This is a genomic window from Streptomyces sp. NPDC005863 (genome assembly GCF_042871345.1).
Taxonomy (GTDB): Bacteria; Actinomycetota; Actinomycetes; order Streptomycetales; family Streptomycetaceae; genus Streptomyces.
Genome location: NZ_JBIAII010000001.1, coordinates 932,430 through 950,837, shown reverse-complemented (window position 1 = coordinate 950,837; position 18,408 = coordinate 932,430). Strand labels below are relative to the sequence as shown.

The window sequence follows — 18,408 nt, the reverse complement described above, 5'->3', positions numbered from 1 at the left end:
GTCGCTACCGTGCCCCCATGACGACGATCCCCCCGCAGGCGTACGAGGGCCTGCCCAAAGCCGAGTTCGCCTTCCCGGGCCCCCTGCGCGACCAGTTGGTGGGCGCTATTCTCGACGGGTCCAAGACCTCGACGACGGGCCTGGTCGTCGACTACGAACACGACGGCGACCCGCTGCCCGTGGTGGGCGCGCGCGCCGTCCTCGTCGACTCCGACGACCGGCCGGTGGGCGTCATCGAGACCACCGAGGTCCGCGTCGTGCCGCTCGCCGAAGTGGACCTCGCGCACGCCGTGGACGAGGGCGAGGGTTACACGACCGTCGCCCAATGGCGGGCGGGCCACGAGAGGTTCTGGCACAGCGAGGCGATGCGCGCCGCGCTCGAAGACCCCGGCTTCACCGTGGACGACACGACCGAACTCGTCCTGGAGCGCTTCCGGCTGGTGGCGGAGGTTCAGGCGCCGCTGCCGTAGGGCCGGGTGAGGATCTCCAGGTTGTGGCCGTCGGGGTCCTCCCAGTAGACGCCCCGACCGCCGTCGTTGGTGTTGATCTCGTCGGCCCGCTTGTGGTGCGGGTCGGCCCAGTGGGCGAGGCCGCGGCTCTTGATGCGCCCGAAGATGGCGTCGAAGTCGTCCTCGGAGACGAGGAAGGCGTAGTGCTGCGGCGAGTGCGGGCCGCCGTCGCCGTCGTAGAAGTCGAGGGTCACGCCGTTGGGGATCTCCACCGGGATGAACGGCCCGTACTGCGGGCCCACCTCCAGGCCGAGGATGTCCGCGAGGAAGCGGGCGGACGCGTGCTTGTCCGAGGCGGCGACGATGGTGTGGTTCAGCTCGACCGACATGATGTGACCTCCTGCTGCCCTTCGCTGATGGGGACAACGGTAGGTCCGGGCGCCCGGGCGCCGTATCGGCCGGGGGAACGAAACGGTGCGCCATGAGGCCTAGGCCCCACGACGCACCGGATTCAGGCCACGGCCCGCACCAGGGCCGGACCGCTCAGATCGTCGCGGTGTCGATCACGAAGCGGTAGCGCACGTCGCTGGCGAGCACCCGCTCGTACGCCTCGTTGATCTGGTCGGCGCGGATCAGCTCGATCTCCGAGCCGAGGCCGTGCTCGGCGCAGAAGTCCAGCATCTCCTGCGTCTCCTGGATGCCGCCGATCATCGATCCGGCGAGGGTCTTGCCGCCGCCGATCACCGAGAAGAGGTTGAGCGAGACGGGCTCCTCCGGGGCGCCGACGTTCACGAAGGCACCCTCCGAGCGCAGCAGGCCCAGGTACTTGTCCAGCGGCAGCGGCGCCGACACGGTCGACAGGATCATGTCGAAGGAGCCCGCGAGCTGCTCGAACGTGGCCTCGTCGCTGGTCGCGTAGTAGTGCTCGGCGCCGAGCCGCAGCCCGTCGTCCTTCTTGCGCAGCGACTGCGAAAGCACGGTCACCTCGGCGCCCATGGCGTGCGCGATCTTGACGGCCATGTGGCCGAGACCGCCGAGACCCACCACGGCGACCTTCTTGCCGGGGCCCGCGTTCCAGCGGTGCAGCGGGGAGTACGTGGTGATGCCGGCGCACAGCAGCGGCGCGGCCACGTCGAGCGAGATCCCCTCGGGGATGCGGACGGTGAACGCCTCGTCCACGACGATGTGCGTGGAGTAACCGCCGTACGTCGGCTCGCCGTCCTTGCCGATGCCGTTGTACGTCGGGACGTTGCCCTTGACGCAGTACTGCTCCAGGCCCGCCTTGCAGTTCTCGCACTCGCGGCAGGAGTCGACCATGCAGCCGACGCCGACGCGGTCACCCACGGTGAACTTGGTGACACCGGGGCCGACCTCGGTGACGACACCGGCGATCTCGTGGCCGGGCACCATCGGGTAGATGCCCTCGCCCCAGCCGTCGCGGGCCTGGTGAATGTCCGAGTGGCAGATACCGGCGTACTTGATGTCGATCAGGACGTCGTGCTCGCCGACGGCGCGGCGCGGCACGGTGGTCCGCTCCAGGGGCGCCTCGGGGGCGGGAGCGGCGTAGGCGGAAACGGTGGTGATCTGCTCAGTCATGCCTTCGAGGCTGCCACTGACCTGCGGTGTCACCCAGGCCTCCACTCTGCCTACGACCACTGTGCCTACCACTGGCAAGGTCAGGCTCCCGGTCGTACGACCCCTGGATGCCGGCGCCCGACCCTGGATACTGGAGTGCATGGACGAGAACCCCGCGGCCCCGGCGGGCCGCCCGCTGGACGGCAGGGCCGAGCTGAGCGAGTTCCTGCGCACCCGCAGGGCGCGGCTGCAGCCGCAGGACGTCGGCCTGCCGGACTTCGGGCGGCACCGCAGGGTGCCCGGCCTGCGCCGCGAGGAGCTCGCGCAGCTCGCCGGCGTCTCCGTGGCGTACTACACCCGGCTCGAACAGGGCAACGGCCGCAACGTCTCGGCCGAGGTCCTGGACGCCATCGCGCGCGCCCTGCGCCTCACCGACGCCGAGCACGCCCATCTGACACACCTCGCGAAGCCGAAGGCGCACAAGAAGAAGAAGGCCGTGCGCCCCCAGCACATGCGGCCCGCGCTGCAGCAGCTCCTGGACTCCGTCACGGGCGTGCCCGCGTACGTGGTGGGCCGCCGCACCGACATCCTCGGCTGGAACGCGATGGCCGCGGCGCTCTTCGGCGACTGGGGCGAGCTGGCGCCCAAGGAGCGCAACTGGGCGCGCATCTGCTTCCTCGACCCGCGCTCGCGCGAGCTCTTCACGGACTGGGAGCAGAAGGCGTCCGACATCGTCAGCTACCTCCGCATGGACGCCGGCTGCTACCCCAACGACCCCGAGCTCTCCTCGCTGGTCGGCGAACTCTCCGTGAAGAGCGAGGAGTTCCGGGGGCTGTGGGCCACGCACGACGTCCGGGAGAAGGGCCACGGCGTCAAGCAGATGCGGCACCCCCTGGTGGGCGAGCTGACCCTCTCGTACGAGACGCTGCGGCTGCCGGACGACTGCGACCAGCAGATGGTGATGTACCACGCGGAGCCGGACTCGGCGTCGGCGCAGGGCCTGCGGCTGCTGGCCAGCTGGGGGCGGGACGCGTCGTCGGTGGGTACGGCGGCGAAGTAGCCGGGACCCGCTGGCGAAGTAGCCCGGACCCGGTGGCGAAGTAGCCGGGACCCGGTGGCGGGCCGGGATTTCGCGGGCGGCGGAACGCCGCGTGCTGCCCCGGTGGCGGTCCCGCTCCTAGGCTGGGGGAGTGAGCAGCCACGAGGCACAAGAGCCGCAGAACGCGCCGAAGCAGCAGCCGAATCCGTACGGGGCGCGCGTCGTCCCCCTGCGCCCCGCGGGCCCCCTGCGCCCCACGGGCAAGGCGGCGAAGGAGGCGGGGGAGGCCGGGGAGGCCAGGGAGCCCCTCTGGCGGGACGTCGTCGGCGATGTCCTGCGCCGCGAACGCCTGGCCCAGGAACGCACCCTCAAGGACGTGGCGGACGCCGCCCGGATCTCCATGCCCTACCTCTCCGAGCTGGAGCGGGGCCGCAAGGAGGCCTCGTCCGAGGTCCTCGCGGCCGCCGCCCGCGCACTCGGCCTGGGCCTGCCCGACCTGCTGTCGCTGGCCCAGACGCGCCTGGCCGGCCTTCCCCGCGTGAGGCCGGCCAGGGCGTCGTACCGGTCGGAGGTCCGCCTGGCGGCCTGACCTCCGGGTCCCGCCCCCGTCGTCGTCAGGCGGCGACCGGCAGCGTCCGCCTGCTGAGCACCTGGTCGGCGAGGCCGTACGCGACCGCCTCCTGCGCCGTGAAGACCTTGTCGCGGTCCATGTCGGCGCGCAGGGTCGCCACGTCGTGGTGCGTGTGGTGGGCCAGGACCTCCTCGACCTGCGAGCGGATCCGCAGCATCTCCTTGGCCTGCAGGCTGAGGTCGGACACGGTCCCCTGCTGCCCCCGGCTCGCGGGCTGGCCGAGCAGCACGCGCGCGTGGTCGAGGATGAACCGCCGCCCCGGGTCGCCGCCCGCGAGCAGCACGGCGGCCGTGGAGGCGGCCTGGCCGACGCAGAAGGTCGAGATCGGCGCGGAGATGAAGCTCATGGTGTCGTAGATCGCCATGAGCGAGGTGAAGGAGCCTCCGGGCGAGTTGATGTAGACGGCGACCTCGCGCTCCGGGGCGGATGACTCCAGGTGGAGCAGTTGCGCGATGACGACGTTGGCGACGCCGTCGTCGATCTCCGTGCCGAGGAAGATGATGCGCTCGGAGAGCAGCCGGCTGTAGATGTCGTACGCGCGCTCGCCCTGCGGCGTGCGCTCGACGACGGTGGGAATGGTGTACTGACTCACCGCTGACGTCCCCTCAGATGCCGAGCCCGATACGGCGTTTCGACCCGGCGGGCCGCACGTCCTCCAGGGAGGCGACGACGTGGTCGACCATCCCGTACTCCTTGGCCTGCTCGGCGGTGAACCAGCGGTCGCGGTCGCCGTCCCGCGAGATCGTCTCCTCGCTCTGGCCGGTGTGCTCGGCGGTGATCCGCTCGATGGCCCGCTTGGTGAACTCCAGGTTCTCCGCCTGGATGGCGATGTCGGCGGTGGTGCCGCCGATGCCCGCCGACGGCTGGTGCATCATGATCCGCGCGTTGGGCAGCGCGAACCGCTTGCCGGCGGTGCCCACGCTCAGCAGGAACTGCCCCATGCTCGCGGCGAATCCCATGGCGAGCGTCGCCACGTCGTTGGGGATGAGCCGCATCGTGTCGTAGATGGCGAGCCCGGCGGTGACGGAGCCGCCGGGGCTGTTGATGTACAGACTGATGTCGGTCTTCGGGTCCTCCGCCGACAGCAGCAGCATCTGCGCGCAGACCCGGTTGGCGGACACCTCGTCGACCTGGGTCCCGAGGAACACGATCCGCTGGTTGAGCAACTGCGCGGCCAGATGGTCGTCGAACCGCGACGGGGTGGTCTCCCCGTCCTCGGCCCGCGGCCGCGCCGCCGCGCCCCAGCCGCTTTCGCGCCCTGTCATCGGGCCTCCCTGAAGTCCTGGGCGGCTCTCGACGCCGCGCCCTGACCTCACTGTTGACCCACGGGACGCTCGACGACAGAGATCTCTGCCGTCGGCAGATTCGCCGACGGCAGAGGTGGCAGGAGGCGGAGGGTCTCGGCAGGGCATGCCGTTTTTTCGGACAGATGGGCGGGGAAGCGCTCGGGCACCATTCCCACCGGGAGCGCGGTCGCTCTACCCTCACCGGAAACGGCCCGCTGGAGCCGTATCGCCGACGCCACGGCTCCAGCCACTGTCCTCCGCGTCGCCGAGTCAGGAAAATCCCGCGTCCTGACGAGCCGGGAGGACACCCGCGCGAGGTGGCGTCGGAGGGGAGCCGGCCACTTCGCGCACTCGACGGTCGCCGCCACACGTGAGGCGGGCGGCGGCCGTCACCCAAGGCGCGGGCACCGCTCAGCGAGGTGCGGAACGCCTTGCCATCGAGCGTACTCGCAGTCCGCCCGGTTGCTCTGGTTACCGCTGCGCGGCCTCGGGGGCGGGTGCGATCCCGGTCGGGCAGGACACGCCCCAGTTGGTCTCGAACGGGTCGGCCAGCTTCACACCGGTGCCGCCGATGCCGCAGTAGCCGTCGGGGTTCTTGTCCAGGTACTGCTGGTGGTATCCGTATCTTTCATGCAGTATTTGAACTGCCCGACAAACAGGGGGAGTTCGACATGATCAAAGGTGATCAGTTAGTCCCGGTGGTGGCCTACGCGAGGATCTCGGCCGACCTGGAGAGGGACGGCCACGGGGTCGAGGACCAGCACAACGTCAACGACGAAACCGCAGCCGCGTTCGGCCTGCGGATCGTTCACTACTACACAGACAACGATCTCTCGGCAGCCAAGGCCAATGTCGTACGGCCCGACTTCGAGGGGATGTTGAGGACCCTCAAGGCCGGGCAGCTCCCGTGCGGGCAAGAGGTGCGTGGTGCGATCGTCGTCGCGGACGATCGACTGGTGAGGCGGGTCGGCGACTACGAGCGGTTCGTGGATGCTCTGACGTACGAGGACGGACGGGTCTACGCGGACGCCAAGGGGCTCAAGGACCTCTACAACGAAGACGTTGAGTCCATGGGCCTGTTCGGAGTCGTCATCGCGAAGGCGGAAGTACGCAAGATCAAGCGGCGCACGCGTCGCTCGCACCGTCGCCGTGCAGAGCAGGGGATTCCTGTGGGCGGTACGCGGCCGTTCGGATGGAAGGCCGACAAGCTGACGCTTGAGCCGGATGAAGCCAGGATCTTGGCCAAGGCGGCGCGCGAAGTGATCGCGGGGAAGTCGCTCCACTCCATCCTTGCCGCGTGGAGTGACGAGGGTGTGCGGACCGTTCACGGGAACGTGTGGCGAAGTCGATCGCTGAAGCTCGCTCTCTGGAATCCTCGTTTGTGCGGGTGGCGAAAGCACAATGGAGATTTGGTCAGAGACGCTGGTGGTGTCCCGGTAGTGGGGCAGTGGGAGCCCATCATCACTCCGAAAGAGTGGATGGCCATTGATGCTCTCTTCTCCGCTCGGCTTGGCCCGAATATCAAGGCTGACGGCACGATCACCGACTACCGGACTCCCTCACATCTTCTGACGGGGATTCTCCGATGCGGAAAGCCAAAGGCTGATGGGCAGATCTGCAGCGCTCCGCTGAGGGCGAGCACCAGGGCAGACCTCTCAGGTGGATACCTCTATCAGTGCCCGAGTCGGTCCATGGGTGGTTGCGGGGGCAGTGCCCGTAACGGAACCAAGGTGGATGAGTGCATCACTGAGGCTGTACTCGCGAAGCTGGAGGAGCGTGCGGCCGTCAAGAGCGAGACGGACTCTGTGTGGGGTGGAGAGGATGAGCTCAACCGCTTGATGGCTAAGCAGCGGAAGATGTTGCAGGCGTGGCAGGACGACCAGATCTCGGATGAGCTGTTCTTCCCTGAGAACCACAAGATGGAGTCGCGCATCAAGGATCTGCGCAAGGAGCGCACGCAGCACGCTCTGCGTGTCCAGCGGGCTTCGGTGGTGACTGAGGACGTTCGGGAACAGTGGGAGTCAGGCAGGCTCGATATGGCACAAAAGCGTGCGCTCATTCGCGAGGCGCTTCACGCTGTGATCGTCCGTCCTGTGGGCGGAGGGGGTAGGCGGCCGTTCAATCCTGACCTGCTTGACCCCAAGTGGACCGAGAGGTAGAGCGGCACGCAGATGGAGGGGACGCGATTGTTAACGCCCCCATCTGTTATTTTAGTCGAGTTGTCGTGACCGATGGCCTTTATGATGGGTTCGCTTTCCGTCACATTCATTGATTAGGCCGCCGCTGAGAATCGTTGATATACAATGTCGGCGCTCTTTGCTCCAAGCTGGCGCTTTAGTCGTTTATGCCATCCCCAATTCTCGAGGATTCGGGTGTGTCATTCCGTCCACTCCGACCTCTCGCAGGGCCCGTCCTCCCTGCCCTCTTGTGCTAGTTGGCGGTCCAGTGCGGGATCGGCGGTGCTCTCCAGCGAATGAGAACGCGAGATCGTATCTGAGGGCGACAGGCAGGAAACCCGTGTTACGCGTGGCGGCTCGGAGCCGGCTGTTGATCCGCAGGGTTGTAATAGCGGTTACGGTCGCGAGGAGGTAGGTCCGGGTTCAACTTCCAGATGGAGTGGCCGTACCGACGGCAGAGATCACGATGGAGACGTAGCCTCGTGATCCATCGAGTCGGCTTCCGTGAAGTGTCTTGCACATAGAGGGGAGTAGCGACGATCAGACGCGGTACGTACTCGCCCTCCGGGATGTTGAGATCCACGCGTGCCAAACCCTGTACGCGGGCGCGGTGGGCAGGTGCATGGTGCCGGGCGATCACATCGAACACCCAACGTGCAACCTGGTTGGGCCGGTTCACGCGAGGTGCTGCCAGGGCCTGCCGATTCAGGTCCTCGGGAATTTCCGTGCTGCCCCGCGCGTCAGACCCGTTGATCTTGAGGATGAGACTGTGCAGCCACCCGGTTCCTGAACCCATCCTTCCGGCGGTCGCCGTCTTCTTTAGGAGATGTTCTGTCGAGCCGCACAGCATGAGATCGACAGGAGTGCCGCCGCGTCCGCGTTCGTTTGGCATGGAACCGAAGAACAGCAGGACGTCATCGAGGTCGGGTAGGGCGCTGTCCTCGTGAGAGGTGCTCCATCCCATCCTGAGATCGAAATAAATCCAGTCACCTGTAGTCAGATCGGGCGCATAGAAGTGAGCTGCTTTGTGCTCGATTTCCCGTCGCACCTGGCGCAATTTGTGTAACTCGGCTTCTGTGGGCGTTCGCTCGGCTGGAGGTGTCAGTTCTACCGCAGCGACTTGGAAGTCAACGGAGGCAGCTACGGTTGGCATGCGCCTAGACGGGCGGTCCGGAAAGAATGCCTCCAGCCGCCGCCGAGAGAAATAGATCATGTTGTTGAAGCGCATACCCCGTCCCCAGGTAGGTCATCCGATGGTCCGGCAACGTCGACGCTCAACGCGACCGAAAGCAAGAAGCCGCCCCTCGCGGTCACTGGTGTCTTCACTGGATGACGACACCAGGTACCAACGCGACCAGACCTGAAACGAAGCTGCCTGCCCCAGCCAGCGTGACGATCGCTGCCTTGCCGTCAGAGAACAACCCCGAGCAGAACGCGCGCACCTGCCGACGGACAATCAACATCTTCAGCTTCTGCCAACGGTGTTGGCGGATGTGACACCCCAACAGCAGGCCCGAGGCATTGTTGCGGCACCCGTCTACGCGCCCTCGGACCGCTGCGCCGCACGTCACAGGCGCTTGAAAGAAGCACCACAGGAGCATGACCGCAGACAGGATGACCACCACGGCCGGGCCGGCGGCAGAGTTGACCCACGCCGCGATCAGTAGGGCGCCAGCCAGCACGCCCCACCATTGACCCAGTCCGCCGAAGTGCTTCTTACTCGCCCCCGAAGTCGCCATGAACAACATCGTGGCGACTAGGAAGCGTGGTCATGCCGTCGAGGCCAACGTTGACTGAAAGTGACCTTCCGACGGCTGGCAGGTGGGGCTTGCCCGCTGTTGCTACCTCGTGGGCTTGGGCGCCGGAGCGATCCCCGTCGGGCAAGCCCGACCCCAGTTCGTCTCCGACGGGCTCTCCAGCTCAAGGCCGGTCCCGCCGATGCCGCAGTAGCCGTCCGGGTTTTTGCTGTCCGAAAGATACTGCTGGTGGTACGGCTCGGCCGGCCAGAAGGGGCGGTTCTCGGCGGGCAGGACCGTCGTCGTGATCGTGCCGTGGCCCGCCGCCGTCAGGACCTGCTGGTACGCCTGCAGGGACGCGGCCGCCACCTCCGCCTGGGCGGGGGAGTGGGTGTAGATCGCCGAGCGGTACTGCGTGCCGACGTCGTTGCCCTGGCGGAAGCCCTGCGTGGGGTTGTGGGACTCCCAGAAGAGCTTCAGGAGCGAGGCGTACGGGACGGTGGCCGGGTCGAAGACGACGCGCACCACCTCCGCGTGACCGGTCAGACCGGAGCACACCTCTTCGTAGGAGGGGTTCTCGGTGTAGCCGCCCTGGTAGCCGACGTACGTCGTCCAGACGCCCTCCGTCTGCCAGAACTTGCGCTCGGCGCCCCAGAAGCAGCCCAGGCCGAAGTCGGCGACCTCCAGGCCCTCGGGGTAGGGGCCGAGCAGCGGGTTGCCGAGGACCGTGTGGCGCGAGGGGACCTCGAATTCCGGGGTCGCCCGGCCCTTCAGGGCCTGCTCGGGGGTGGGGAGCTCGGGCGTGCGGCCGAAGATCATGGGGTCTCTCCTCGTGCGTGGCAGGGGTCTACGACGTGCGGCAGGGGTCTACGACGTCAACACGGCGGCACCGCGTCGCATTCCGGCGGCGCGGCGGCGGGCGGTCCGCGCGCGGGCGTCCGTGGCGCGGCCGTCGGTGCGGCAGCGTGACCGGTCAGTGCGGCAGCGTCGCCGGGCTGCCGCCGTTCGCCTCGTACCCGGCGACGGCCAGCGCGCGGTAGACCGCGTACCCCCCGGCGGGGTCGCCGGTGAGGGTCCAGGGCAGCGCCCCGACGTGGCCGTCCACGTGCACCAGCTGGCTCATGGCCTCGCCCCAGCGCTCGCAGTGCACCAGGAAGAAGACGAGGAGATGGCGGACGTGCGCCAGCATCGGGTCGTCCGCGCGCGCGGAGTGCACCGCGAAGAGGGCGCCCTCGACCGCCTTGGTGACGATCTCGCTCTGGTAGAAGCCGCGGACCAGGTTGACCTCGGGCAGGTGTTCGTAGACCGCGAAGAGGGGGAGCGCGGCGAGCAGCGAGCCCCGGGGCGCGCGGGCCGCGGCCGCCTCGGCGAAGTTGTACGCGAGGTCGCGCGAGCCGTGCCACTTCTCGCACCAGTAGTGCAGCGCCGCCAGGTGCGCGCCCATGTGCGCGGGCGCGCGGTCCAGGATCTTCAGCCAGAGCTGCTCGAACTCCTCGCGGGGATAGGCGAGGCCGCGCGCGATGGAGAGCTCGACGACGTACGGGACCGGGTCGCCGGGGGAGAGCAGCGCCGCCTGCGCGCACGCCTCCCTGGCCTCCTCCAGGATGATCCGGAACTCGTCCGTCCCCTGGACCGCCGTGCGCCACGCCTGCTGGACCAGGAACTCCGCGTGCACCGCCGCGCCGCCCGCGTCCTTGGGCGCCTCGGCGCGCCACACCCGCAGCCACTGCCCGCCGGGGCTGTCTCCCGCCCGTCGCCCGGCCACCGCCCCTGGCTGAAGCGCTGCGCGCTGCCCCTCCTGTCGGCCCGGCCGGTGCTGCAGTTCCAGGGAGGCCGCGCCCGCGAAGGCCTGCACGCGCTGCCAGCGCCGCTCGCCGTGCGTCTCCGTGCCCGCGAGGAGCTGTGAGGCCGCCTTCCACTCCTGGGTGCGCTGCACCAGGTCGAGGACCTCCAGGAGGTCCGCGTCCGGTCCCGGCATCCGGATGTCCAGCTCCTCCTGGCGCAGGAAGCCGTAGTTCTCCGGGTCCGCGGCGTCCGGCGAGCCGGGGGCGACCTGCCGGATCCCGCCGCGCCTGCGCAGCAGTACGGGCCCGAGGACCGCACCGATCATGATCACCGCGAACAGGACCCAGAGAATCTCCATGGCACAAGCGAACCAGACGGGTCCGACAATTGGCGAACCTGGCGGGACGTACCCGGACCGACCCGGCACGAGGGTCCGCGCGCGCACTACGCTCAGGCCGCATGAGTGACACGCACAGCACGCAGAGCTTCGAGACCGTGGCGATCCACGCGGGCAACACCGCCGACCCCCTCACCGGTGCCGTGGTCCCGCCCATCTACCAGGTCTCGACCTACAAGCAGGACGGCGTCGGGGGCCTGCGCGGCGGCTACGAGTACAGCCGCAGCGCCAACCCGACGAGGACCGCCCTCGAAGAGAACCTGGCCGCCCTGGAGGGCGGCAGCCGCGGACTCGCCTTCGCGTCCGGACTGGCGGCCGAGGACTGCCTGCTCCGCGCGCTGCTCTCGCCCGGCGACCACGTCGTCATCCCCAACGACGCCTACGGCGGCACCTTCCGGCTCTTCGCCAAGGTCGTCTCGCGGTGGGGCGTGGAGTGGTCGGTGGCCGACACCTCCGACCCGGAGGCCGTGCGGGGCGCGCTGACCGACCGTACGAAGGCGATCTGGGTGGAGACCCCCTCCAACCCGCTGCTCGGCATCACCGACATCGCCGCCGTCGCGCAGATCGCCCGCGAGGCCGGCGTGCGCCTCGTCGTCGACAACACCTTCGCGAGCCCCTACCTGCAGCAGCCGCTGGCGCTCGGTGCGGACGTCGTCGTGCACTCCATGACGAAGTACATGGGCGGCCACTCGGACGTCGTCGGCGGCGCGCTCGTCGTCAACGACGCGGCCCTCGGCGAGGAGCTGGCGTACCACCAGAACGCGATGGGTGCCGTCGCGGGCCCGTTCGACGCCTGGCTGGTGCTGCGCGGCATCAAGACCCTCGCGGTGCGCATGGACCGGCACAGCGAGAACGCCACGAAGGTCACCGAGATGCTGACCCGCCACCCGCGCGTGTCGCAGGTCCTCTACCCGGGCCTTCCGGAGCACCCCGGTCACGAGGTCGCCGCCAAGCAGATGAAGGCGTTCGGCGGGATGGTCTCCTTCCGTGTCGACGGCGGCGAGGAGGCGGCCGTCGAGGTCTGCAACCGCGCCGAGCTGTTCACGCTGGGCGAGTCCCTCGGCGGCGTCGAGTCGCTGATCGAGCACCCGGGCCGCATGACGCACGCCTCGGTCGTGGGCTCCGCCCTGGAGGTCCCCGCGGACCTGGTGCGCCTCTCCGTGGGCATCGAGTCGGCGGACGACCTGCTGGCCGACCTGCAGCAGGCGCTCGGCTAGGACCTGTGCGTCCCTCGGGGGCCCGCCGTCACCAGCGGGTCAGGGGTGGAGTCGTGTTCGACGGCGGCTCCACCCACGGCCGGGCGAGGGACGCCCACACGACGAACGCCACCGCGGCGGCGAACAGCAGCACCCAGAACAGCCGCCGCACCGCCGTACGGCGCCGCAGCATGCGGCTGCCGCGGCGCACCGCGTCGCCGCAGAGCTCGGGCGGCACCGGGGCCGGCGCACTCTCCAGGAGGCGCCGGATCGCCGCCTCCTTGCGCTCGTGCCGGCTCATGAAGGCACCGTCCGGCTCATGAGGCCACCCCCGGGTTCATGAAGGCACCGTCCCGGTCAGCGTGCGGGCCGGGGCCGGGCCGCGCGGCGGATGCAGGGCCGTCGCCGTCGCGCGGGCGCAGATCGCCGCGACCCGGTCGGCGGGCAGCCCGAGGAGCGCCGCCGTCTGCTCCTCGGCCACGCCCTCGTACATCCGCAGGACGAGAATCAGCCGCTCCTGGGGGCTGAGCCGGTCCAGGACCCCGCCGTGGCCGCGGTGGCGGCGCCAGGCGTCCCGGGCGAAGCGGACGGCGACCTGCTGGCGGGTGCGGTCGTAGGGGTCCTCGCCGCGCAGCCGGTCCCACGTCGCGTACGTGTGCGCGAGGGCCGCGGTCAGCAGGGCACGCGCGCGCGGGTTGTCGTCGGGGAGCTCCGCGGTGAGCAGCGTGGCGGCATGCAGCAGCCGCCCTGCCGCGCCCGCGACGAACGCCTCGAACTCCCGGGCACGGCGGGCGCTCTGGAGCGCCTGCCGTTCTCGCACCACGCCTCCCGGCCGGAAGGAAGGGGGATCCCGGTCTCATCCGATGCCAGATGCGGGGCCGGGGTCAAGACTCCGGAGTGGCCGGAACCTCTCCCGCCGGTGCCGCGTGGGACGTCTGTCGTGCCGAGAGGGCGGAGTTGAAGCGCGTGAGGAGCGCGCAGAAGCTCTCGCGCTCCTCCGCGTCCCAGTCGTGCGTCAGCTCGGCCATGAGTTCGCGGCGCGAGGAGCGCACCTCGTCGAGCCTGGCCTGGCCGCGCGGGGACAGCTGGAGCACCACGGCCCTGCCGTCCTCGGGGTGCGAGGTGCGCTTGACGAGCCCGGTGTCGACCAGCGGGGCGACCTGCCGGGTGACCGTCGAGGAGTCGATGCCCATGCTCGCGGCGAGCGCCTTGACGCCCATGGGGCCTTCCTTGTCGAGACGGTTGAGCAGCAGGTACGCGGCGCGGTCCATCGAGTTGCGGACCTGGCCTACGCCGCCGAGGCGGGTCTGCTCGGCTCGGCGGGCGAAGACGGCCACCTGGTGCTGGAGGCTGTCCAGGAGGCCGGGGTCGCCGGCGGTCGTCATGTCCGGAGTTGTGGGCATGGCCGGGGGCTCACTTCATGCGAGGGCGATGGGTTGGGGGACAGGGTACGCGGCCGCGGGGCATGCCGTACCTGCGCTGCGCAAACCTACGAGGAGAACGGTCTCGTCCCTTGGTCACCCGAGGAGGACTCAGGCGACGGCTGCAAGACTTGCCGGCATGAGTTATCGCACGCCTGACTCCTTGCCGACGGTGACGCTCGACGACGTCCGCGGCGCGCAGAAGATGCTCTCCGGAGTGGCCCGTACGACGGCGCTGGAGGGCAGCAGGCACCTGTCCGGGCTTGTCGGCGCCCCGGTGCACCTGAAGTGCGAGAACCTCCAGCGGACCGGTTCCTTCAAGCTGCGCGGCGCGTACGTGCGGATCGCGGGCCTGCTCCCCGAGGAACGGGCCGCCGGGGTCGTCGCCGCCAGCGCGGGCAACCACGCGCAGGGCGTGGCCCTGGCCTCCTCGCTGCTCGGCGTGCGCTCCACGGTCTTCATGCCCGCGGGGGCGCCGCTGCCCAAGGTCGCGGCGACCCGGGAGTACGGCGCCGAGGTGCGGCTGCACGGCCAGGTGGTCGACGAGACGCTGGCCGCCGCGCAGGAGTACGCGCGTGGCACGGGCGCCGTCTTCATCCACCCCTTCGACCACCCGGACATCATCGCGGGGCAGGGCACGGTGGGCCTGGAGATCCTGGAGCAGTGCCCGGAGGTGCGCACCATCGTGGTGGGCGTCGGGGGCGGCGGCCTCGCCGCGGGCATCGCGGTCGCGGTCAAGGCGCTGCGCCCGGACGTACGGGTGGTCGGCGTGCAGGCGGCGGGCGCCGCGTCGTACCCGCCCTCGCTGGCGGCCGGGCACCCGGTGGCGATCGGCAACCCGGTGACGATGGCCGACGGCATCAAGGTCGGCCGCCCCGGCGACGTGCCGTTCCAGCTGGTCGAGGAGTTGGTCGACGACGTGGTCACGGTCTCCGAGGACGCGCTCTCCAGCGCACTGCTGCTGTGCCTGGAGCGCGCCAAGATGGTGGTGGAGCCGGCCGGGGCCAGCCCGGTCGCCGCGCTCCTGAGCGACCCCGAGGGGTTCGAGGGGCCGGTGGTGGCGCTGCTGTCCGGCGGCAACGTGGACCCGCTCCTGATGCAGCGGATCCTGCGGCACGGCATGTCGGCCGCGGGCCGCTACCTGTCGCTGCGCCTGCGCCTGACGGACCGCCCCGGCGCCCTGGCCACGCTCCTGGCCATCCTCTCCGAGATGGACGCCAACGTCCTGGACGTGAGCCACGTCCGCACGGACCCCCGGCTCGGCCTCACGGAGGTCGAGGTCGAACTCCACCTGGAGATGAAGGGCCCGGCGCACTGCAGCGAGGTGGGCGCGGCCCTGGAGTCGGCGGGCTACACGGTCATCGACTGAGCACTCCTGAGCACTACAGGGTCATCGCCTGAGCCGGCCGACGGCCCCGCGGGACGGCGTGACCTCTTCGGAAAAATACCTGAGCCAACGCGATGTATCGCGTTATGATGTGTTCCACGTCATCGGTCGCCGGGCGTGTGCGGTCCGGCAAATCTAAGCTCATCCGTAGGAAGTCACCCATACCAGGGGAGAACCCACATGCCAGGCGCCATCTACGCCGAAGGTCTGGTCAAGACCTTCGGGGACGTGCGGGCTCTGGACGGCGTCGATCTGGATGTCCCGGAAGGAACCGTGCTCGGCCTCCTCGGGCCGAACGGCGCCGGGAAGACCACCGCGGTCCGCTGTCTGACGACCCTGCTGACGCCGGACAGCGGCAAGGCGGTCGTCGCGGGCATCGACGTCCTGAAGAACCCCGACGAGGTCCGGCGTTCGATCGGCCTCTCCGGCCAGTTCGCCGCCGTCGACGAGTATCTGACGGGCCGTGAGAATCTGCAGATGGTCGGCCGGCTCTACCAGATGCGGGCCAAGGAGGCCAAGGTCAGGGCCTCCGAGCTGCTCGAAAGGTTCCACCTCGCCGACGCCGCCGACCGCCCCTCCAAGACGTACTCCGGAGGCATGCGCCGCCGGCTCGACCTCGCCGCCGCACTCGTCGTCTCGCCGCCCGTGATGTTCATGGACGAGCCGACCACCGGCCTCGACCCGCGCAACCGCCAGCAGCTGTGGGAAGTCATCCAGGAACTCGTCGCGGGCGGCACGACGCTGCTCCTGACCACCCAGTACCTCGAAGAGGCCGACCACCTGGCGCACGACATCTGCGTCGTCGACCACGGCCGCGTCATCGCCCGCGGCACCTCCGACCAGCTCAAGGCGCAGACCGGCGGCGAGCGCGTGGAGGTCGTGGTGCACGACGGCGGCCACATCAGCGCCGCCGTCGAGGTGCTGCGCGGCTTCGGCAAGGGCGAGGTCGCCGTCGCCGAGCACACCCGCAAGCTGACCGTCCCCGTCACCGGTGGCGCCAAGCTCCTCGCCGAGGTCATCCGCGAGCTGGACGCCCGCGGCATCGAGATCGACGACATCGGCCTGCGCCGCCCCACCCTCGACGACGTCTTCATCTCCCTCACCGGCCACGTCGCCGCGGAGGCGGACGAGAACGGCAACGGCGACGGCGCCGCAGCCACGTCCGAGCGCAAGAAGGAGGCCGACAAGTGAGCACCGTCAGCGACGCCGTGCGCACGGCGGGGCCCCGGCCCGCCGGCGGCATCGGCCAGTCCGTCAGGGACTCCCTGGTCATGGCCAGGCGGAACCTCATCCGCATGAGCCGGATCCCGGAGATGGTCATCTTCGGGCTGCTCCAGCCGATCATGTTCGTGGTCCTGTTCACGTACGTCTTCGGCGGATCCATCCAGGTCGGCGGCTCGCTGTCCTCCCAGGACTACCGCGAGTTCCTCATGGCCGGCATCTTCGCCCAGACCGTCACGTTCGCCACGGCGGGCGCCGGCGCGGGCATCGCCGACGACATGCACAAGGGCCTCATCGACCGCTTCCGGTCACTGCCCATGGCGCGTGGCGCGGTGCTCACCGGCCGCACCATCGCCGACCTCGCGCAGACCGCGCTGACCCTGGTCGTGCTCGCCCTGGTCGCCCTGCTCATCGGCTGGCGCGCGCACGAGAACTTCGCCAAGGTCCTCGCCGGCTTCGGCCTGCTGCTCCTGCTCGGGTACGCGTTCTCCTGGATCGGCGCCCTCATCGGCCTCTCCGTGCGCACTCCGGAGGCGGCGACCTCCGGCGGGCTGATCTGGCTCTTCCCGCTGACGTTCATCTCGAACGCCTTCGTGGACTCCAGCAACCTGCCCACGTTCTTCCGGCACATCGCCGAGTGGAACCCGTTCAGCACCACCGTGCAGGCCTGCCGCGAACTGTTCGGCAATCTGCCGCCCGGCTTCCGGACCCCCGACGCCTGGCCGATGCAGCACCCGGTCATCGCGTCCGTCCTGTGGTCGGTGCTGATCCTCGTCGTCTTCCGCACGCTGGCGGTCCGCAAGTACCGCTCGGCGACCGCCTGAGCGGGAACGACCGGGCCCCCGGCACGCAGGGTGCCGGGGGCCCGGTCGTCGACGGAGCTCGAAGAGAGCGTCAGGCCTTGTAGGGCTTGGCCTCAAGGATCTTGACGGAGGCCAGCTTGCCGTTCGGCAGCTCGTACTGCGCGTTCTCACCGATCTTCTTGCCGTGCACGCCCGAGCCCAGCGGGGACTGCGGCGAGTACGTCTCGATGTCGCCGCTCGCGTACTCACGGGAGGCGAGCAGGAAGGTGAGGGTGTCGTCCTCGTCGCCGTCGAAGGCGATGGTGACGACCATGCCCGGCTCGACCACACCGTCGTCGGCCGGCGCCTCGCCGACCCGCGCGGTCTCCAGGAGCTGGGTCAGCTGGCGGACTCGGAGCTCCTGCTTGCCCTGCTCCTCCTTGGCCGCGTGGTACCCGCCGTTCTCGCGCAGGTCGCCCTCCTCACGCGCTGCCGCGATCTTCGCCGCGATCTCGGTGCGCGCGGGACCAGACAGGTACTCCAGCTCGCTCTTGAGCTGGTTGTACGCCTCCTGGGTCAGCCAGGTGACGTTCTCGCTGGTCTGGGTCACAGGTGCTCCTCGTAGGTACTGGGAATACAAAGCATCGCCCTACCCAGAAGGATGTTCCTTCACGGGTGGGCGAAACCACGAGCCTAACAATTCAGGCGCCCAAGGGGGAGGACATAAGCCGCCACGTTTACGTCGCCGCAGGTGGGCGCGGTAAAGCCCGGCGACGTCAGTCGGAGTGGCAGCCGAGCAGCTCGATGTTGGTGGCCTTGGCCTTCGTGCGCAGCGTGATGACCTGGTCGATACGGTCCGTGTGCCGGTCGAAGTGGAAGTCCGCGCGGCCGACCTCGTCGCCGGACTCGGCCTGCGAGCGCAGGGTGCAGTAGCCGCGCGTGCCGGCGTCCTTGCGTACTTCCAGGTGGGCCTTGACGGCGTGGTCCGAGACGACGTCGTACTTGATGACCTCGCCGCTGATCTTCGTACCGGCGATGTAGTCGTAGCCGAACCAGCCGACGACACCCAGCAGGAGCACGCCGAGCACCGCGCCGATGATCTTCAGCTTGCGGTCGGCGGCCTCGTCGGCCGTGCGCGAGCGGCCGTACCGGCCCTCGGGGACGTCCCCGGGACGCCCCTCGGGGAGCTTCGAGCCCACCGCCGCCATGATCGTCCTCCAGAAACAGGGGATGCCGGAATTTTCCGCCCCCCGGTTCCGTCACTATAGAAGCCGCCTGATGCGCCGGAATCACGAGGGCGCCCAATACCTTGAGGATCGAGTCTTG

General features: G+C 69.5%; 21 protein-coding genes and 1 pseudogene. 8 read left to right on the top strand and 14 right to left on the bottom strand.

Going from position 1 to position 18,408, the window contains the following annotated elements; all coding sequences use genetic code 11:
* The first annotated feature begins 17 nt into the window (after nt 1-17).
* Nucleotides 18-470: an ASCH domain-containing protein gene (locus tag ACFYO9_RS04070; protein WP_358777585.1), complete on the top strand. Its 453-nt coding sequence runs from the start codon at nt 18-20 to the stop codon at nt 468-470.
* On the opposite strand, the gene ACFYO9_RS04065 is transcribed toward ACFYO9_RS04070, so the two are convergent.
* Nucleotides 452-838, bottom strand: coding sequence for a VOC family protein (locus ACFYO9_RS04065; RefSeq protein WP_355803455.1), 387 nt, complete (start codon nt 836-838; stop codon nt 452-454). The genes ACFYO9_RS04070 and ACFYO9_RS04065 overlap by 19 nt on opposite strands.
* A gap of 154 nt (nt 839-992) precedes the next feature.
* Nucleotides 993-2,045, bottom strand: coding sequence for an NAD(P)-dependent alcohol dehydrogenase (locus ACFYO9_RS04060; protein ID WP_355803454.1), 1,053 nt, complete (start codon nt 2,043-2,045; stop codon nt 993-995).
* A gap of 139 nt (nt 2,046-2,184) precedes the next feature.
* On the opposite strand from ACFYO9_RS04060, the gene ACFYO9_RS04055 reads away from it, so the two are divergent.
* Together ACFYO9_RS04055 and ACFYO9_RS04050 are read left to right on the top strand one after the other, a co-directional pair.
* Nucleotides 2,185-3,084 (top strand): helix-turn-helix transcriptional regulator, encoded by a 900-nt coding sequence (locus tag ACFYO9_RS04055; RefSeq protein WP_358777584.1) that lies wholly within the window; start codon nt 2,185-2,187, stop codon nt 3,082-3,084.
* A gap of 130 nt (nt 3,085-3,214) precedes the next feature.
* A complete protein-coding gene (locus ACFYO9_RS04050; protein ID WP_388665944.1) occupies nt 3,215-3,652 on the top strand; it encodes a helix-turn-helix domain-containing protein in 438 nt (145 codons plus the stop codon).
* Between the two features lie 25 nt (nt 3,653-3,677).
* On the opposite strand, the gene ACFYO9_RS04045 is transcribed toward ACFYO9_RS04050, so the two are convergent.
* From ACFYO9_RS04045 to ACFYO9_RS04035, 3 genes and pseudogenes are all read right to left on the bottom strand, one after another.
* Complete coding sequence (locus ACFYO9_RS04045) at nt 3,678-4,286, bottom strand: ATP-dependent Clp protease proteolytic subunit (protein WP_355803450.1); 609 nt, start codon at nt 4,284-4,286, stop codon at nt 3,678-3,680.
* Between the two features lie 13 nt (nt 4,287-4,299).
* The gene (locus ACFYO9_RS04040) at nt 4,300-4,959 is read right to left on the bottom strand and encodes an ATP-dependent Clp protease proteolytic subunit (protein ID WP_358777583.1); all 660 of its coding nucleotides are present in this window, start codon (nt 4,957-4,959) and stop codon (nt 4,300-4,302) included.
* Between the two features lie 492 nt (nt 4,960-5,451).
* Nucleotides 5,452-5,598: pseudogene (locus ACFYO9_RS04035) on the bottom strand (peptide-methionine (S)-S-oxide reductase); the annotation flags it as partial.
* Between the two features lie 53 nt (nt 5,599-5,651).
* Between ACFYO9_RS04035 and ACFYO9_RS04030 the strand changes: the two are divergent.
* Nucleotides 5,652-7,139, top strand: a complete 1,488-nt coding sequence (locus ACFYO9_RS04030) for a recombinase family protein (RefSeq protein ID WP_358777582.1) — start codon at nt 5,652-5,654, stop codon at nt 7,137-7,139.
* A gap of 361 nt (nt 7,140-7,500) precedes the next feature.
* Here the strand turns inward: ACFYO9_RS04030 and ACFYO9_RS04025 are convergent, their stop codons facing one another.
* From ACFYO9_RS04025 to ACFYO9_RS04010, 4 genes are all read right to left on the bottom strand, one after another.
* Complete coding sequence (locus ACFYO9_RS04025) at nt 7,501-8,385, bottom strand: SAVMC3_10250 family protein (RefSeq protein WP_358777581.1); 885 nt, start codon at nt 8,383-8,385, stop codon at nt 7,501-7,503.
* Between the two features lie 94 nt (nt 8,386-8,479).
* On the bottom strand, nt 8,480-8,896 hold the full coding sequence (locus tag ACFYO9_RS04020) for a hypothetical protein (RefSeq protein WP_358777580.1): 417 nt from the start codon (nt 8,894-8,896) through the stop codon (nt 8,480-8,482).
* A 102-nt stretch (nt 8,897-8,998) separates the two neighbouring features.
* Nucleotides 8,999-9,712, bottom strand: coding sequence for a peptide-methionine (S)-S-oxide reductase MsrA (gene msrA, locus ACFYO9_RS04015; RefSeq protein WP_358777579.1), 714 nt, complete (start codon nt 9,710-9,712; stop codon nt 8,999-9,001).
* A 154-nt stretch (nt 9,713-9,866) separates the two neighbouring features.
* Complete coding sequence (locus tag ACFYO9_RS04010; RefSeq protein WP_358710191.1) at nt 9,867-11,036, bottom strand: hypothetical protein; 1,170 nt, start codon at nt 11,034-11,036, stop codon at nt 9,867-9,869.
* 101 nt (nt 11,037-11,137) lie between these two features.
* Here ACFYO9_RS04010 and ACFYO9_RS04005 point away from each other — a divergent pair, with 101 nt between their 5' ends.
* On the top strand, nt 11,138-12,292 hold the full coding sequence (locus ACFYO9_RS04005) for a cystathionine gamma-synthase (protein ID WP_358777578.1): 1,155 nt from the start codon (nt 11,138-11,140) through the stop codon (nt 12,290-12,292).
* Between the two features lie 28 nt (nt 12,293-12,320).
* Here ACFYO9_RS04005 and ACFYO9_RS04000 read toward each other — a convergent pair whose 3' ends face one another.
* The 3 genes from ACFYO9_RS04000 to ACFYO9_RS03990 form a co-directional block, all read right to left on the bottom strand.
* Nucleotides 12,321-12,572, bottom strand: a complete 252-nt coding sequence (locus ACFYO9_RS04000) for a hypothetical protein (protein ID WP_358710192.1) — start codon at nt 12,570-12,572, stop codon at nt 12,321-12,323.
* A gap of 36 nt (nt 12,573-12,608) precedes the next feature.
* Nucleotides 12,609-13,091 (bottom strand): sigma factor-like helix-turn-helix DNA-binding protein, encoded by a 483-nt coding sequence (locus ACFYO9_RS03995; RefSeq protein WP_358777577.1) that lies wholly within the window; start codon nt 13,089-13,091, stop codon nt 12,609-12,611.
* 64 nt (nt 13,092-13,155) lie between these two features.
* The gene (locus ACFYO9_RS03990; RefSeq protein WP_355803431.1) at nt 13,156-13,674 is read right to left on the bottom strand and encodes a MarR family transcriptional regulator; all 519 of its coding nucleotides are present in this window, start codon (nt 13,672-13,674) and stop codon (nt 13,156-13,158) included.
* A 157-nt stretch (nt 13,675-13,831) separates the two neighbouring features.
* Here ACFYO9_RS03990 and ilvA point away from each other — a divergent pair, with 157 nt between their 5' ends.
* From ilvA to ACFYO9_RS03975, 3 genes are all read left to right on the top strand, one after another.
* Entirely contained in the window at nt 13,832-15,061 is a 1,230-nt protein-coding gene (gene ilvA, locus ACFYO9_RS03985) for a threonine ammonia-lyase (RefSeq protein ID WP_358777576.1), read from the top strand.
* A gap of 198 nt (nt 15,062-15,259) precedes the next feature.
* Entirely contained in the window at nt 15,260-16,270 is a 1,011-nt protein-coding gene (locus ACFYO9_RS03980; RefSeq protein WP_355803428.1) for an ATP-binding cassette domain-containing protein, read from the top strand.
* Nucleotides 16,267-17,124, top strand: coding sequence for an ABC transporter permease (locus ACFYO9_RS03975; protein ID WP_355803426.1), 858 nt, complete (start codon nt 16,267-16,269; stop codon nt 17,122-17,124). The genes ACFYO9_RS03980 and ACFYO9_RS03975 overlap by 4 nt, the downstream gene beginning before the upstream one ends.
* 70 nt (nt 17,125-17,194) lie before the next feature.
* On the opposite strand, the gene greA is transcribed toward ACFYO9_RS03975, so the two are convergent.
* A complete protein-coding gene (gene greA / locus ACFYO9_RS03970) occupies nt 17,195-17,692 on the bottom strand; it encodes a transcription elongation factor GreA (protein ID WP_355803424.1) in 498 nt (165 codons plus the stop codon).
* Between the two features lie 166 nt (nt 17,693-17,858).
* The gene (locus ACFYO9_RS03965; RefSeq protein WP_358710198.1) at nt 17,859-18,290 is read right to left on the bottom strand and encodes a DUF4307 domain-containing protein; all 432 of its coding nucleotides are present in this window, start codon (nt 18,288-18,290) and stop codon (nt 17,859-17,861) included.
* Nucleotides 18,291-18,408: the final 118 nt, after the last annotated feature.